Annotated in this window: 23 protein-coding genes; 20 read left to right on the top strand and 3 right to left on the bottom strand. The window is 62.7% G+C overall.

Features of this window, described 5'->3' with window-relative positions; translation table 11 throughout:
* Positions 1-610: 610 nt before the first annotated feature.
* The 10 genes from ASH04_RS05545 to ASH04_RS05500 all read left to right on the top strand — a co-directional run bounded on the left by ASH04_RS05545 (position 611) and on the right by ASH04_RS05500 (position 5,825).
* Positions 611-1,888, top strand: a complete 1,278-nt coding sequence (locus ASH04_RS05545) for a hypothetical protein (RefSeq protein ID WP_200937287.1) — start codon at positions 611-613, stop codon at positions 1,886-1,888.
* Positions 1,878-2,603: a hypothetical protein gene (locus ASH04_RS05540; protein WP_057472974.1), complete on the top strand. Its 726-nt coding sequence runs from the start codon at positions 1,878-1,880 to the stop codon at positions 2,601-2,603. The genes ASH04_RS05545 and ASH04_RS05540 overlap by 11 nt, the downstream gene beginning before the upstream one ends.
* 95 nt (positions 2,604-2,698) lie before the next feature.
* On the top strand, positions 2,699-3,082 hold the full coding sequence (locus tag ASH04_RS05535) for a hypothetical protein (RefSeq protein ID WP_057472973.1): 384 nt from the start codon (positions 2,699-2,701) through the stop codon (positions 3,080-3,082).
* Positions 3,079-3,300, top strand: coding sequence for a hypothetical protein (locus ASH04_RS05530; protein ID WP_057472972.1), 222 nt, complete (start codon positions 3,079-3,081; stop codon positions 3,298-3,300). The genes ASH04_RS05535 and ASH04_RS05530 overlap by 4 nt, the downstream gene beginning before the upstream one ends.
* Entirely contained in the window at positions 3,297-3,530 is a 234-nt protein-coding gene (locus ASH04_RS26420; protein ID WP_156394466.1) for a hypothetical protein, read from the top strand. Before ASH04_RS05530 ends, ASH04_RS26420 begins: the two co-directional genes overlap by 4 nt.
* 78 nt (positions 3,531-3,608) lie before the next feature.
* Positions 3,609-3,797 carry a hypothetical protein gene (locus ASH04_RS05520; protein ID WP_057472971.1) on the top strand — a complete coding sequence of 63 codons (189 nt, stop codon included), beginning with the start codon at positions 3,609-3,611 and terminating at the stop codon, positions 3,795-3,797.
* 266 nt (positions 3,798-4,063) lie between these two features.
* A complete protein-coding gene (locus tag ASH04_RS05515; protein WP_156394465.1) occupies positions 4,064-4,483 on the top strand; it encodes a hypothetical protein in 420 nt (139 codons plus the stop codon).
* Between the two features lie 192 nt (positions 4,484-4,675).
* Entirely contained in the window at positions 4,676-5,260 is a 585-nt protein-coding gene (locus tag ASH04_RS05510) for a DnaB-like helicase N-terminal domain-containing protein (RefSeq protein WP_082519173.1), read from the top strand.
* A gap of 59 nt (positions 5,261-5,319) precedes the next feature.
* The gene (locus tag ASH04_RS05505; RefSeq protein ID WP_156394464.1) at positions 5,320-5,484 is read left to right on the top strand and encodes a hypothetical protein; all 165 of its coding nucleotides are present in this window, start codon (positions 5,320-5,322) and stop codon (positions 5,482-5,484) included.
* Positions 5,481-5,825 (top strand): hypothetical protein, encoded by a 345-nt coding sequence (locus ASH04_RS05500; protein WP_057472968.1) that lies wholly within the window; start codon positions 5,481-5,483, stop codon positions 5,823-5,825. The genes ASH04_RS05505 and ASH04_RS05500 overlap by 4 nt, the downstream gene beginning before the upstream one ends.
* A 93-nt stretch (positions 5,826-5,918) precedes the next feature.
* Here ASH04_RS05500 and ASH04_RS05495 read toward each other — a convergent pair whose 3' ends face one another.
* The gene (locus ASH04_RS05495; protein ID WP_057472967.1) at positions 5,919-6,308 is read right to left on the bottom strand and encodes a hypothetical protein; all 390 of its coding nucleotides are present in this window, start codon (positions 6,306-6,308) and stop codon (positions 5,919-5,921) included.
* A gap of 117 nt (positions 6,309-6,425) precedes the next feature.
* Here ASH04_RS05495 and ASH04_RS05490 point away from each other — a divergent pair, with 117 nt between their 5' ends.
* Positions 6,426-7,073 (top strand): hypothetical protein, encoded by a 648-nt coding sequence (locus tag ASH04_RS05490; RefSeq protein ID WP_057472966.1) that lies wholly within the window; start codon positions 6,426-6,428, stop codon positions 7,071-7,073.
* Positions 7,074-7,642: 569 nt separating this feature from the next.
* Positions 7,643-8,215 (top strand): MerR family transcriptional regulator, encoded by a 573-nt coding sequence (locus ASH04_RS27490; RefSeq protein ID WP_057473067.1) that lies wholly within the window; start codon positions 7,643-7,645, stop codon positions 8,213-8,215.
* A 33-nt stretch (positions 8,216-8,248) separates the two neighbouring features.
* Here the strand turns inward: ASH04_RS27490 and ASH04_RS05480 are convergent, their stop codons facing one another.
* Complete coding sequence (locus tag ASH04_RS05480; RefSeq protein WP_162247514.1) at positions 8,249-8,524, bottom strand: hypothetical protein; 276 nt, start codon at positions 8,522-8,524, stop codon at positions 8,249-8,251.
* A 55-nt stretch (positions 8,525-8,579) separates the two neighbouring features.
* Entirely contained in the window at positions 8,580-9,014 is a 435-nt protein-coding gene (locus ASH04_RS05475; RefSeq protein ID WP_057472964.1) for a hypothetical protein, read from the bottom strand.
* Positions 9,015-9,110: 96 nt separating this feature from the next.
* Between ASH04_RS05475 and ASH04_RS05470 the strand changes: the two genes are divergently transcribed.
* The 8 genes from ASH04_RS05470 to ASH04_RS05435 all read left to right on the top strand — a co-directional run.
* A complete protein-coding gene (locus ASH04_RS05470; protein WP_057472963.1) occupies positions 9,111-9,926 on the top strand; it encodes a CPBP family intramembrane glutamic endopeptidase in 816 nt (271 codons plus the stop codon).
* A gap of 492 nt (positions 9,927-10,418) precedes the next feature.
* Positions 10,419-11,009, top strand: coding sequence for a TetR family transcriptional regulator (locus ASH04_RS05465; protein WP_057472962.1), 591 nt, complete (start codon positions 10,419-10,421; stop codon positions 11,007-11,009).
* A gap of 93 nt (positions 11,010-11,102) precedes the next feature.
* Entirely contained in the window at positions 11,103-11,627 is a 525-nt protein-coding gene (locus tag ASH04_RS26415) for a hypothetical protein (RefSeq protein WP_057472961.1), read from the top strand.
* Positions 11,624-12,259 carry an RES family NAD+ phosphorylase gene (locus tag ASH04_RS05455; protein WP_156394463.1) on the top strand — a complete coding sequence of 212 codons (636 nt, stop codon included), beginning with the start codon at positions 11,624-11,626 and terminating at the stop codon, positions 12,257-12,259. Before ASH04_RS26415 ends, ASH04_RS05455 begins: the two co-directional genes overlap by 4 nt.
* A gap of 144 nt (positions 12,260-12,403) precedes the next feature.
* Positions 12,404-12,694 (top strand): hypothetical protein, encoded by a 291-nt coding sequence (locus tag ASH04_RS05450; RefSeq protein WP_057472959.1) that lies wholly within the window; start codon positions 12,404-12,406, stop codon positions 12,692-12,694.
* On the top strand, positions 12,691-13,137 hold the full coding sequence (locus ASH04_RS05445) for a hypothetical protein (RefSeq protein ID WP_156394462.1): 447 nt from the start codon (positions 12,691-12,693) through the stop codon (positions 13,135-13,137). Before ASH04_RS05450 ends, ASH04_RS05445 begins: the two co-directional genes overlap by 4 nt.
* Entirely contained in the window at positions 13,130-13,450 is a 321-nt protein-coding gene (locus ASH04_RS05440) for a hypothetical protein (protein WP_057472957.1), read from the top strand. Before ASH04_RS05445 ends, ASH04_RS05440 begins: the two co-directional genes overlap by 8 nt.
* A 363-nt stretch (positions 13,451-13,813) precedes the next feature.
* On the top strand, positions 13,814-14,644 hold an 831-nt coding region (locus tag ASH04_RS05435), incomplete at its 3' end, for an HNH endonuclease family protein (protein WP_057472956.1).

Here is a 14,644-nt window from a genome sequence, read left to right as displayed (position 1 = left end):
GCATGCGTTGATTGGCGGCGTGCGTGGTGTGTTAATGAATGTTACGACGCCAACTGTAGTGCGTGCCGCATTGCAGTTGCTACGGCGCGTATTGGTGGTCGTCGTGCCGCAGTTCGTACGTGGTGCAGTGCTGTCTGTGGCACTGACACTCGCACAACAGATAGCAGTGTATGGCGTGACGTTAACCGTAACCAAATGGTCAATGTCGACACTACGTTCTGTACTACATCACGCAGTGATCCTACTTCTACAGTGTGCACTACTGCATGCATTACCTAGTGCACTACAGGTGGTGTTACATCAGACCGCACGCACAGAAGTGACTATCTCGCTAGTGCACACATTGCACGATGCGGCACACCCTGCCGTACTACACACCGTACCCGCCGTTTGACTCTTGGCGTCACTACCAAATCTAAAGTATGTAGTGATGTCTCGAGCAATGTCACCGCAGGTCAGAGCCTTGCGACACCCAAATGGGTTACCAACGATTCTGCTCGGCACCCACAATCGAGGCAACCTCGCACCGCGCGACCATAGTGAGATTCGCTGGCGTAGCCACCGCCGGACTGCGGTTGAAGCATCCATCCCACAGACCGGAGACAGCCCCGTGACGACCTCGAAATTCATGAATCTGAACGCTGCCGAACCTACTCCGAAGGTCGTCATGAGCTTCGGACTTGGCACCGATAGCACCGCCGTTCTTCTGCGCTGGCTCGAAGATTCATCCTCTCGGGACTTCGATCTGTCGGATCTCGCCGTCATCACGGCGATGACCGGCAACGAGTGGGAGAGCACTCGAACCGCAGTCGAGGCCTTGATTCTGCCGCGGATGGCAACCGCTGGCGTCCGCTTCATCCAGGCCGCGCGCTCGCGTCGGCACGTCACCAAGGCCGGTGCCGGCGTCGTCATCCTCGACGACTCCCGCGCTCCAACCACGCTGCATCTCGACGGCTCGTACACACTCTGGGACGAGATGACCGAAGCGGGCACGATTCCGCAAAGCGGCGGCGCACGAATGTGCTCCGTACACGCGAAGGGAGACGTTCTGGATCCGGTGATCGCTGCGATCACCCGCGGACAGCCATACCGGCACGTCATTGGCTTCGAGGCCGGCGAGGCACGACGCGCACTCAAGGACCAGAACTACAACACAGCGCTGCGAACGGGGGAGTACCCGCTGATCGAGTGGGGCTGGTTCCGCAACGACGCCATCGAGTACACAACTTCCGTCATCGGGACGAGCGTTGGAAAGTCCGCTTGCACGTTCTGTCCCTTCAGTTTTGGCAGCAAAGCGGGCCGCGCGCACATGTTGGAGCGGTACTCCACCGAACCGGTGACGGCCGCCCACGCCTTGCTCATGGAGCACCTCGCCCTCACACTCAACCCCAAGCAGGGCCTGATCGGCGGTAAGCGGCTGATCGACCTGGTCCGAAGCGAGAACACGGTTCATGTCCTGGAGGCGTTCGACGAGCTCCTGAGGGAGCAGACGCACGCCATCTACGACGTACGCCGCATCATCTCGGCACGGAAGGGCGACAGCTTGGTGTCCGGCAATGTCGAGCGTTCGCTTCGAGTTCGCAGCAGGGGAACCCGCGAGGTGCTCCAATCGCATCTCGATCACCTCGCAGCGGACGGTGCTGCGAAGGGACTCACCACAACCGTCGTCGGTGAGGACGGAATCATGCGTCTCTACCAACGCCAACGCGGCTCCGTGTTCCCCACACTCGAGCGGTTCTTCGTTGTCGCACCAGCGTTGGCTCCCAACAAAGAAAGAGCACGCTTCGACGAACGCTGGGCCGAACTCGGTACAACTGCAACAGTATTGAAGCGCAACACATCGAGAGGACTGCATTTCAATGACCATCAACAGAGACATGCCAGCTGAACTGGTCGAGCTTATGACGGCCGCTCTGGCTGGTGGAAACATCGACGACGTCAGCCTCGTATTCGAGGGTATGGGGTACGACTTCTATGCCCCGATCGGCTGGTTTCTGTACATCACCAAGGTCGCACCGGAACTGAAGTTCGCCACCACACCGCCGAATGCGATCGACGACGACCCTTCGATCCTTCTCGTCTGCGCCCAGGTGAACAGTCCTGAACCGACCGCCTATCTCGGGACCGATCCACTCGGCGGTGAACCGCGGTACTGGAACGCCGAAGAGATCGCAGCGTGGATCGAAGCACCACGCGACGTTCAATCCGCCGGTTCTCAAGTCAGTATCCCGAGCGACCACGTCGAGATGGCGATCGGAGCAGCGAAGATCGGGTGGAGCGTGACGCAACAGATCAACAGGTACGGCTTCCATAGTGCTTCAGGACAGGCGCTTCCAGACATCCCTGCAGCGGTCAGCTACCGATTCACCGCCCACAACTACGCATACGCCGACATGGCCGAGAAACGTCACTGTGACACCAGTGATGACCTGTCGTTGAGCTTCGCACTGGGGACCAGCGATCGGGGCTCGCCTTGGAACTACGGTCTGCGGGGTGCTGAGAAAACTGACCCCATGCACATCGTTGCCGCGGTAGGGCAGACGCCTCCGTGGCATGCCCCGGTCGCCTACTTCGACAACGCCGCCGGGGAGTGGGTGTTGTGACGTGGTGAGTGCACGACAGTGATCCGAGAGCGGAGCTCCGGCGGCCGAAGCAACAGACACGCCCCACCCAACATCTCCCATGAACGGAGCCTCCGATGTCGGCTACTCCAAGCTCGACCAAGTACCTCACCCGAAAGATCTCGACCTACGTCGACGACAGAGCCTCGATCGAAGTGAGACTGATCTGTGTTGTCGGCCGGCCGATCATTGCGCTCGATCTGGCCGCAGATCAGGAATTGCTCGCGTCCTACACTCTGGACACTTCCGACGAAAACGCAGTCGGCGGTTCGGAGTACCGCGGCCAGAGCATGGTTCTGAACGAGCATCGCTTGACCGATCTGAAGCGGGACGCGTTCCTTGCGTTGTTCGACGAACTCTTGGTTCTCCATCAAATCCATCCGAGCATGGAGGACTTCACAGTCGCCGCCGCGAGAAAGCTGCTCGTCGTCGCCAGAGCCGAGCTGGTGAAGGCGCGGTGACCAACACCGAGTACGGCATCCACGAGGGCGACAACCTGGTGTCGGATGCCTACGGATCCCGGTTCGCCGCCGAGTACGAACTAGATCACCGGACTGCGCCCGGCGGCGTCTGGCACGATCGCAGTCGGTCGTCGTTTACCGTTCGAGCGATCAAGGTTGCACCTGCACTGCGTGGAACGCAGCCCTACACAACTCCCCAGAAAGGCGACACATCATGACCGAATCAGGCGGAGACGGAAGCCTGGGGACCGGCCTCGGCGCAACCCACAACCTCGACCAGGTGACCGAGGCCGGACACAGTCACCACATCCACCACCACGATGACTCCGACGTTACGGATCACCTGACCGTGGACCTGAACACTGGTACGGCAACGTTCTCGGGGATCCGCCGCACTGACGACGTGGTGAACTCCGCGGAGGATCACGACGCACCTGACGGTCGTTGAGCGAGCCAGCCCTGCGATCGACGGAGCCGACTGCGGCAGAGACAGGACAATGACCGGCCTTTCTTGAGGAGACACACCATGCAGAACTCTCGACTCACCACCGGGACCACATCGTCGCCGGCAGCTCCCGAGGTTCTGCGGCGTCGACTCGAACTTCGGCAGTCCAATGCGGCTCGGCCGCACCGCAATCGGCATCGTGACGCTCGCAAGGGTGTGGGGAAGGGTGGCCGATCCGGCGGCCGCCGTGCATCGATCGACCGAGGCTAGGCGCATGACAACGCGTCAGCCACCACCGATTCCCGACCACTCTTGTTTGCGACCTCCTCAAATTAACACTGCTCGTACTGCACACTGTGATGCATGTCGTAATGCACGCAGTAATGCGCCAGAACCCGCACTCGGCCTCGATAGGGCAGGGTCCGGGTTCTTCTTTTAGGCATGGCTCCCGCCGACTGCGGTGAGCATGCAGCGATTGGCGGAGCCAACGGCGGAGCGGCGTCGACTCGACCCGACACCCATCGATGGAGAAGACCGTGAAGATCACCGTGCAACCGACTCTGCCCGGCCGCCGCCGCAACAGCCCCCGCCCGGACACACTCTGTTCTGACCTGGCAAACCTCACCAGTTTGCCCACGGCGTTGTTCGTCGCCGACGAAGCGGCCATCGCCGTCGATGTCGCGGGCGAGAGGCGCGCCCACGTGCGTGCACTGATCGGGGTGGGCCCGGACGACGAGTTCGCCGGAGCAATCCACCTGATCGCCACCGTGCCCGGTGTTGGCATGATCGAGCAGTCCCATTTTGTGAAAGTGCTCGGTACGGTCGAGGAGGCCGCAGTGGCATGTGCGATCGCGTTCGCTGTCGGTCTCAGTGAAGCTTTGATCGAAGCGGCGATCGCCGCAGAACTGGTGGTTCTCGACCACCGGGGCGAGGTTCTGATCGCCACCAACTGCTGAGACCGACGATCAAGACCGCACCCTGCCTTCATCGGCGGGGTGCGGTCTTTCCATCTTCAGCGCAATACTGGTCGGAACATCGCGAGAGAGCATCGAGTCCGCAGGCAGCGGACTGCTTGCACCACGAAGGGGCACTGTTATGGCACGTGTGGCGAACACCAGCCAGATCATCAGCGGGCAAGGTGGGGAGGTATGACCGTGTTGAGAGCCGTCCCCGGTGATGATCAAACGCCCTACGGCGTCGACTTGGTACCCGATCCAGTCGGCGACGATCCCGTCGCCGATGTCATCAGTTTGCATCCGAGAACAGATCCCGAGTCTCTGACACTCTGCGCACTCATGTGGAGCACCGATCCCGCCGCCGATGCGCGCGTCACCGAGGCGCTGGTGCCTGGAGACTTCACGGAGCCGGCCTACGCCGAACTGTTCACACTCATCGCCGCGCTGGTCACCGATGGTCAACCGCACGACCCGGCTTCGGTCGCTGCAGTCATGCACCGATCCGGCGGAGGTGGGCAGAAGGACGCTCCACTGCGCCGCGCGCTTGCGAACGTAGTCACCGCCGACGCACCAGCCGTGTCCGCAGTGCACTACGCCGACATCGTCCTGTCCCAGGCCTACCGCCGGAGTTTCCACATCGCTGGGCAGCGACTCATGCAGGCGGCCGAGCAGGGGCCCGAGGACGAATTGTTCGACTACATGGTTCAGCTCGGTACTGCTCAGCGGGCAGCATGGAAGCGGCTCAACACTTTTCGAGCAGGAGGGTCGCAGGTGTGAGCGTCGTCGAACAGGTCCACCGGAACTCTCTGTCGGTAGGTCCGTGCACGATGCGTGATATGCGAATACGCACAGTCGACGGCCCACCGCTCCCGCACGAGATCGCGCGCGACACGGTGCGTGCGATCCTGCTCGCGCACATGACGTGTACCGGCGCCGCCGAGGCGGAGCAACGCGAACACTCCACCTTTGCTCCTGCAGCGGACGACGGTCTGCTGCCATGACCGGCCACACCACCCGCGACCTCGCAGCGACCGGTGAAGAAGCCGCGATCGCACAGGCTGCGGAGATGGTGCGCGAAAAACTCGATCTGCTCCTCGATCGCGTCACCGACACTGTGCTGGGGATACCTGCCCCAGGCACACCCCAGTGGCGCAGTCGCTTTCACAATCCCGACGAGCTCACCCGCGTTCTCCGCAGCGCTCGCCGCGCCGAACTTCGGGCGCTCATCGCCAAACGCGCGGGGGTTGCGGATCCCGCTGCCCCGGAGCGTCACCGCGCCACCAGCACTGTGCGGACGCGTCGGCGAGCGCAGTCCGATCCGGCGCAACTGTCCATTTTTTAACTTCACAGTCGAGGTATCTCCATACCAGCGCCGCGTCCTCGACCAACATCGCAGCGCGCCCGCCCGGCCAAGCATGTCCCAGCAGAGAAGGGGCTATGGGTTGCCCTCGTCATCTGTTGTTCGGAGTTCCCTGTCTCCTGCGATGAGAGTGTTCTCGAATCTCCCGTCCCTGCGGTTCCGCCACATAGTGTGGGCGCTGACAGCGACTGCGAGTGCGGCTACACCCAGGGCGAGCACCAGAAGGATCGACGGGTGTCGCCCCGTCAGTAGCTTGTTGGCGTTGGCGACGGCTGCGGCAGCAAAAATGCCGCAGCTGAACGCTAGGACGTATTTGAGAGTGATGGCCCGTTGGATTCGGAAGTTGCGGACTGCGTGTAGAAACCGTTCCGCGTCTTCTCGGGTGTAGTTGGAGATGAGTTGGCTTCGTAGCCGACGCATGTCAGTCTTGGCGTTTGCTGTGTTCGCGAGGTTGAGGACGTTCATCGGCTGCCCCTTCGGTCGATAGAGACTGTTGCAGGCTCTCGATGTCGACCAGTGTGGCATCGCGTCCCCAGAATTTCAGGGTCTGCGCGCACGGACAGTCGGTGCTTTACTCGACGCATGAGCTGGTCGGTGCGGGGATGGTTTCAACGGCGACAGCGGCCGGCGGAACCGCCGCTGTCCGAGCAGGAACAAGTCGAGACGCCCGAAGCCCCGACCGCGCGCACACAGTTCTACGAGCGTCAACGCATAGCGTGGGAGAAGGCGAGGGCCGAGTTCGAGTCCTGCGAAGGGCCTTTCCGGATCGTGGGAGATGTGTCGCAGTGGGCGCGTACTTGGCTCCCAGGCGACCTCGGCGACGCGTCGCCGAGGGAGTTTGAAGCTGCGTACGTACGCGGTGAGATCCCGAGGATGCCGTTCACGCCCGGCGTTGGGCTGGAGGAGGTTGTGATAGCCACAGCAGTCGAAGACGGCATCGTGACTCTTCCCGTGCCGGGGAGACTGGCCAGATCGTATGTGCTTCGAGACCCCATTTCCGAGGACGAAACTGCCGCGGGCTACGGACTGGCAGTCGCGGACAGTTCAGTGCTGGAGATCCGCGCTGCCGCCGGCACGATCGAAGCAGGAGAGCTTGGTAATTCGGATGGATCCCCGCTGCACGGCGCAGCCGCGATCGAGCGAATAGTCCACCAAGTCATCGACACCTTCGCTCAAGTGCGCCCCTTCCTCCACTACGCCTGGGACAAAGACCACCGACCCGGCCGGTGATCTCGTCAGCCCGGCAATCAGCCGATCGAGCGTGAGTTGAGGCAACGGCAATAGAACGCATGTTCGATTATTGCTATTCTGGACGCCGGAGGCTCCGATGGGCTTCGGCCGGGACGTTTGCCGGCTGCGACGGAATCGTGTCAGATCAAAAAGAGGGGTCCTGCGTGGCTGGTATCGACTGGGCCGCCCATGCACGGCGCCTGCGTGAGCACGCAACCGCCGACGCGCTCGCCCGTACCGAGGAGACCGGTAAACCGCATCGTCCGGACCAAAACGTCATGAGCGTGGCCAGCTCGTGCGACACCGCAGCGTACAGCCCGGGCCGCCCGAATCCGCGCCTGGAAAAGCTCGTCGCAGACGCTCTTGCTTCTAGGCCAGCTCCGCGCCCGCAGACCGGCAACTTCGACCTGAGCAGCAGCTCAGGGCACCAGCCCAGCGCACCTCGACACTGAGCACCTCCGCTCCCACGATTCCGGGCGTTACGATCATCGACTGTGCAGCCAGGTGACAACGGGGGAGAGATCGTGACGGCAGACTCGGCAGATGGACAGACCTCGTTCGACGAGTGGATGCCCGAGGCGTTCACCGTTCCAATAACCACCAGCTACGCCGGCGTCGACGCCGGCCTCGGTTACCGTGCCCCGGCGGTGCAGCAGGCAGCCGGTGTGACCTACCGCCAGCTCGACTATTGGGCGCGAACGGGACTGATAGAGCCGTCCATCCGCAGCGCAGCCGGTAGCGGATCTCAGCGCCTGTACTCGTTCACCGACGTCGTGACGGTTCGAGTGATCAAACGGCTACTCGACACCGGGGTGAGCCTGCAGAACGTCCGGATCGCGGTCGACCACTTACGCGCTCGCGGTCAGGACGACCTCGCGACACTCACGCTGGTCTGCGACGGAGTGTCCGTCTACGAATGCACGACCGATGAAGAGATCGTCGACCTGTTGCGTGGGGGACAGGGCGTGTTCGGGATCGCTATCGGGCACACCGCGACCGATGTGGCGGCCGTCGTTCGCCACCTACCCTCCGTAAAGGCCGCTGACACCGTCGCTGACGACGTAACCCGCCGTCACAGCAACGATGCCGCCGAGGACTTCCTTGATGATCTGAGCGTGCGCCGTGCGCGTCGCAGCGCATGACTACCCTCCGCTCCACTGATCACGGCCTCTATTTCACGGTCTGAGCTCGGCCGGATCATGTAGGCCCCAATGATCCTGAACGTCCCACAGTCTCTGACGTAACGCCTTCTCTGGCATGACCGAATTGGGCGGCTCGACAGCAACCTTGATCGCGAACAACTCGTCCAGATCGCTCTCGATCCGATCGCGCTCACTGCGGGACGGCGGAGTCTCCTGCGCGGAACCTGGACCGCCGGCCATGGCCATACCCTCGTCCGGCTGGTCGCGACGTTGCTCGAGGAACTCTATTGCTCTGATGATCTTGTCCATGAATTGCATCACTCATCGTAAGCCGTGATCGGCGACGTCACGGCTGATCACGTGGCTAGTTTCGGGCCGGCGGCTTCTCGTCAGGGGTTAGGTCGCGATCCGGGATCCGTTGAAACAAGGCTTCGATGTATTCCATGTCCACATTGTCTTTGAGCAGCTTGGCTGCCGTCTCGATGACCGTTTCCTCGACGGTGTCGACGTGTTCGACCAACCAGCCTCTGATGCCGTCAGGCCCGTCGGAGACGGGCCCGAACAGCGTCGTGAGCGCCTCGGGCCTGAACCCCTGAGCGACCAGTTCCTCGGCGGTGACCCAATCGTCCGCAGGTTCGCCGACCCACACTTGGTGGTTGTATCGCAGATCCGCCTCGGTTGTTCTACGGAAGCGCTCATCGATGGGGAGATCGATGGCGTCCTCTGGAGTCTTCAGGCTCCAGTTCGTCGCTTCTCCGCGTTCGATCTCGTCTGCAGTGGCATCTCTGAAATAGCCCATATCCCGGGATCGTATTCCTCGCTCCCTCGGCCCGCCCACTGCCATCGAGAGTCGACCCCCTCACATTCCGAATCTCCCTGATACAGAAAGGTAGTCATGCCAGAGCGCACGTTCACCTCGGAAACCTTCTTCGCAGGCCTCTCTCTCTGGGTGGCGCTGTTCATCTTGTTCGCGATCCCCAGCCTTCTGACCTCCACTGTGGCGAACGGCAAGTCGGCCATCATCCAGATAGCGACAGTCTGCGGCCTGTCGGTAGTGGCCCTGTTCGCAGCCGCGTACGCCGCATTTCTGATGTGGTTCAGTCATTCTGGCCCCGATCGTCCCCGACCACACTTGTCGATGCTCCGAGAACCACTGGCTCTTATCGGAGTCCGATGGTGCGCCGGCACTTCCCGTCGCCGCTGGTGGTGTCTGGCTGCCGCGATCGTCGTTGTTCTCGTCTACACCTTCGTCCGCGCAAGCGGCCCCGTCCTCCGCATGCTGGTGGAGTACTTTCCGACCTCCGAAGCCGGTGCGCAGCAACAAGCCTGGGATGCCCGCGAAGCGATGCACGATCTGCCCTTCCCCGGGCACATCACCGGAGTGACGATGACAGCCAACGTCATCGTCGAAGAGCTGATCTTCAGAACACCGGTCATCGTGGCGTCGACCATCGCGCTGCGACGACTACGTCGACCGGGAGTCGTGGTCCCTCGATGGGAGCAAGTGCTCCTCATCGCAGCCGTCATCTGCGTGTGGGCCGGAATCTCCGTGTACGGCTTCGCATCCGGTCACGAGCAGTTCTCGGCACTGAACTTCGCCACGACGTTCCTCGACGGGATCGTATGGGGTGCGCTCGCCATCTGGACCAGATCCTTGCTACCTGGCGTCGTGGGGCACAGCGTCAACAACGTCCTCGCGGGCGGCTGGTGAAGCGTCGAGAATGAAGGGAACGAGACAAATGCGGTTCAAGTTGTTCACCCGGCGGTCGCGGATCGTCGAATGTGGCTGGCGCGGCGAATGTCACGGCCCAGTCACCGTCGGCGTAACCACTGCATGGCCGTGCGGGCACGCAGTGCATCCGACCGCGACACCAACCTGCTCAGCTCATCTACAAAGCCTGCTGGTGGACGGTGGAACAGCACCGAACCCCGTTCCCTGCGCGATCTGCGGTGTTGTCGGCGCAGCCAAGGTTGCAGCGACCGAAGACCTGTAACGGGCCACGCGCAATTCGAGTGGAGGTTGCCCGACCAGTTGGCGGAGCCAACATCGGGACAACTCGAAGCAACCCGGGCCGCGCTACCGCGCGGTTGACCTACACCGGGATCAGCCGCCGAGCGAAAAGGAATCCACACCAATGAACAAAGCCGATATGCGCACCAGCACCGACGTCGATCACACACTTCTGATCGACGGTGCGGTCCGATGACCCAGCAGCGCGCGCTTCGGACCCGGGCAGCTCTGCTGACGGGGGCCGCGACAGAATTCGCTCGCCACGGCTACGCGGCGTCGTCGGTCATCCGGATCCTGGAGAACACCGCGTCCACCAAAGGTGCGATGTATTTCCACTTCTCTTCCAAACGAGAAATGGCGGATGCAGTCCTCGATACGGCCGCCGCTGGCTACGGGGGAGTCGCAGAACGCTGGATGACCTCAGACGGCACTCGCCCGCTCGATGCCCTCAGGGGGTTGGTCGACGACACCGCACGAGCCTTCATCGACGACGTGTCACTACGTGCCGAGGCCCGTTTGGCTGTCGAACCGGAACTCAACACTGGTCGTACCCTCGCGGTCTGGAACGCAACTGCACTCCACCTGGCGAAAGAGGCAGTTGCCGCAGGCGACTTTCATGAGGGGTTCGCCACGGACAAATTCCTTCGCCTCCTCACCGCATCTCTCGCCGGTCACCGCCTTACTGCGCACTTGGCGGTCGATGTCGACATCCGAAGCGGATACGCCGAGGCGCTGGAAGCCATTCTCGCCGCAGCGACAATGAAGGACGTGTCGCAAATCTGACAGCGTCTGCCCTGGCCAACCCTATGCGGGTTGACAGCATTGACGCATATGATAACAATTGGGTTGACTTGGTTGACCGTGAAAGGACTTCTCATGAGCACTCTCGCCGAACAGGAACGCAAGCTGCTCGACCTGCTCACCCACTCGGTCCACCGGACATTTGCCGATGCCCGCGCCTCCGGTGTCCCCGCTGATGTCTTCGCCGATGTCGAGTCCATCGTCCGATCAATGACCTCGGCACTACCGACAAGCCATATCTACGACCAGCTCGTCGGCCCGTTCTACGACACCTCGGGCCTGACCCAGTGGTGGGGGGTGAGCCGGCAGGCCGTCGCGAAGGCATCGTCCACCGGCACGCTGATCGCCTGCCGGCTCGACGGCGGCGGATGGGTCTATCCGACCTGGCAGTTCACCGACTCGGGCACGGTGTACCCGGACCTGCTCACCTTATGGTCGACGTTGCGTGCTGCAGCCGATGCCTGGACCTGCGCAACCTGGCTGCGCAGTCCCCTCGCCGACCTCGACGACCGCAGCGCAGCACAGTGGGTCGCCGAAGGGCGCCCCATCGAGCCAGTGCTCGAGCTCGCACGCGCCGACGCCCGACGGTGGGCGGCGTGAGCGGCCGCGACCACGTCGCACTCGGTCCGCCGTCGAGGCCACTCGACGGATTCCCCATCCGTGAGCTCACCGCAGCGCAATCACTGCACCGCGGGCACAGCGTCGACAACGGGCCATGGTGGTTCGCGTCCTCGGGAGGTGGACGCTTCGACCTCACCCCACCGCGCGGCACCTGCTATCTCGCCTACGACGAGCTCACTGCGATCCGGGAGACCGTCGGTGCTCCACTGGCCGCAACCGGAGTGATCAGCGCCGAGTTCGCCTCGAAGCGGCACCTGTCCGCCCTGACTGTGCCCCACGATCATCACCTGGCCGACACGTGCTCGGACGACGCCGCGAACTACGGCCTGACCAGGGAACTGGTGTCCATGACCCCGTACTCGGTTCCGCACGAGTGGGCCTCGACCTTCGATGCCGCCTTCGATGGAATCCAGTACCAGACACGGTTCACCACCGGACCGAACCCGAACGCCGTAGCCCTGTTCGCCGACGCGGGGGAGCAGCCCTGGCCGGTCGATCCGGATCCGGAGCCATTCACCACTGCGGCGCGTCGACACGGCTTCACCGTGGCGACCCCGCCGCGATCGGTTCGCATCGTGCCGACACCCGGCGGTGCCACGAAACCGTCGTGACATTGCGATCCCCGACCTGATCGCCCTCGATCCCCGCCAGCTCTGCTGGCGGGGATCTTTTCGTTGGCGAAGCCAACGTCGAAGGTTCGGGGATCGGCTACCTCGCACGCCGGCCGTGAGGACCTACACAACAAGGAGTAACCCGTGAGCTCACAACCCGAGGGCGAAGGCCTGATCCAGGCCACCTTTCGCCTGGCCATGCACAGCAAGTCATGCCCCGAACTCAAGCGAGCCGAAGCTCAGGCTCGGTTGAGACTGGCGAGCGCGATCATCGCTCTCGACGATGCGCACCTGTCCGACGAACGGCACACGTTCATGGAACAGGCCGCTGTCGAAAACGCCCTCGGTGAGTACGGAAACGCCCTTGCATCGCTTCTCCGCAAAGAGCATCCCGAGCGCGAGACCGATGACAACCGAGAGGTCCGGCAATCGTGAACTCGTCGAACTCCCTTCCACCGGTAACTCGGGGTGAGGAATCTGTGCTGGGCACGGCGGCCCTGATCGTCACCGTACGAACCAACGCCGAACTCGCCGGCAGCGCAACAGAGATCAACGACTACGGGATGTACGCCAGTCGCGCGCTCGATGCTGCCGAGCAGCTGGCTCGACACGTCGAAACGCTCCCGCTCGGAGCTTCGCAGGATCGTGACCGCGCCGGAGACATCTGGGTCTTGGTTGTCGACGACCGAACCTCCCCGACCACATCCAGTCTCCATACGAGCGAGCAATCGGCCATCGACTGCCTGGTCTTGAACTTCGATCCCGTCGATCGGGACGATCCCGTCCAATCACTTCGGAATGACGGCTACACGATCCACCTGGACTCCCACCCGATTCCGCATTCCGCTGCGTCGACGGAGCAGAACGCCGATGTCTGAGCGGGCACGAATCGAATCGGTCGTAGCCCAGGCACTACGCGACACATCGGCAGTTCGGAGCCACGACGTCGTAGCAAATATCGTCGTGGGCCGACTGGCGCATCTCGGCTACCGCATCGTCGAACTGCCGACACCGGCCGAACCCGGCGTGTGGCCCGCGCCGCCCGGTTTCCGTAACCCCGTCGAGCTGATTGACGTGGAGCGCTACCCGATCCGGCACAGCGGCGAAGTCGTCACGAACGCCGAAGGGGCACGCTCTCTCGCGGCCCGTCTCCTCGCCGCCACCGCAGCCGTCGAGGGGAGGTCATTGTGACCGACACGGCAAACTGAGGCCTGCCAAGGGGGCAAAGATGTACCGATACAACAGCCTTCGGCTCTGCAATGTCGAATAGCTCCAGAACAGCGCGCACCAGCCTGCTGAGCTTTCGACCTCGGTCCATCACGGAACCCGCACCTGCCACGGCAGGTGCGGGTTTTTTCGCTGCCAACTCGAAACTCCGAAAAAGTAGGCATCGCAGGCCATTCCACCGTGCCGGTTGCTGAACAACTGCCCAACTACCATGTCGACCGACTCGTCGATTCACGATCTTGGAGATTCACTGTGTCTGATTCCGGCTACCTGCCGCTTGCACCACCCGTATCGAGGAGTCGTCACCGGTGGCCATGGATCACCGGGATGGCCCTGTCCGGTCTGCTCATCGCCGGCTGTGCAGACCCCACAATGGCCAGCGATGCCACGTCGGCCGCCCAGAGTGCTTCCTCGGCAACCGACACGGCGATCAGCTCCCCACCTCCTGCGTCCACCACCGATTCGGTAACTGTGGCCCCTGAGCCCACACCCGCATCGGCAGCTGACAGCTCGCCCGATGCTCAAGCCGCTCTCGACATGCTTGCGACCCTGCCGATCAAAGGTCGAGCCCCAAAGACTGGCTACGACCGTGACTTGTTCGGCCAGGCCTGGACCGACGATGTCGACGTCGAATTTGGGAGAAATGGCTGTGACCAGCGAAACGATCTGCTTCGTCGTGATCTCGCCGACGTCACCCTCAAGCCAGGATCCAATGGGTGTGTGGTGCTGACCGGCACCTTGGCCGACGCGTACACCGGCACAACCATCGACTTCGTTCGCGGTGCCGATACTTCGATGGACGTGCAGGTCGATCATGTTGTCGCGCTTAGCAATTCGTGGCAAACCGGTGCGCAGCAACTCGATTCTGTCACACGGCAGAACTTCGCCAACGATCCCCGTAATCTGCAGGCCGTCGACGGCCCCGCGAATCAACAGAAGGGTGACGGCGACGCCGCTACCTGGCTGCCGAGCAACAAGTCGTACCGGTGCACCTACGTGTCGCGGCGGGTCGAGGTCAAAGCCGCCTACGGGCTGTGGGTCACCCCGCCCGAACACGATGCCATCGTTCGGGTTCTCGGCGACTGCGGCGGCAATGCCGCCGCAGTCGCGGAAGCGGCCCCGTCCACTGAGCCGACACCGGTGGCTCCTGCGCCGGCT

Origin of the sequence: Rhodococcus sp. Leaf233, from assembly GCF_001426165.1 — a bacterium.
In the GTDB taxonomy this organism is placed as follows: domain Bacteria; phylum Actinomycetota; class Actinomycetes; order Mycobacteriales; family Mycobacteriaceae; genus Rhodococcoides; species Rhodococcoides fascians.
The sequence above is the reverse complement of the archived record's forward strand: the minus strand, read 5'-3'. Positions and strand labels throughout refer to the sequence as shown.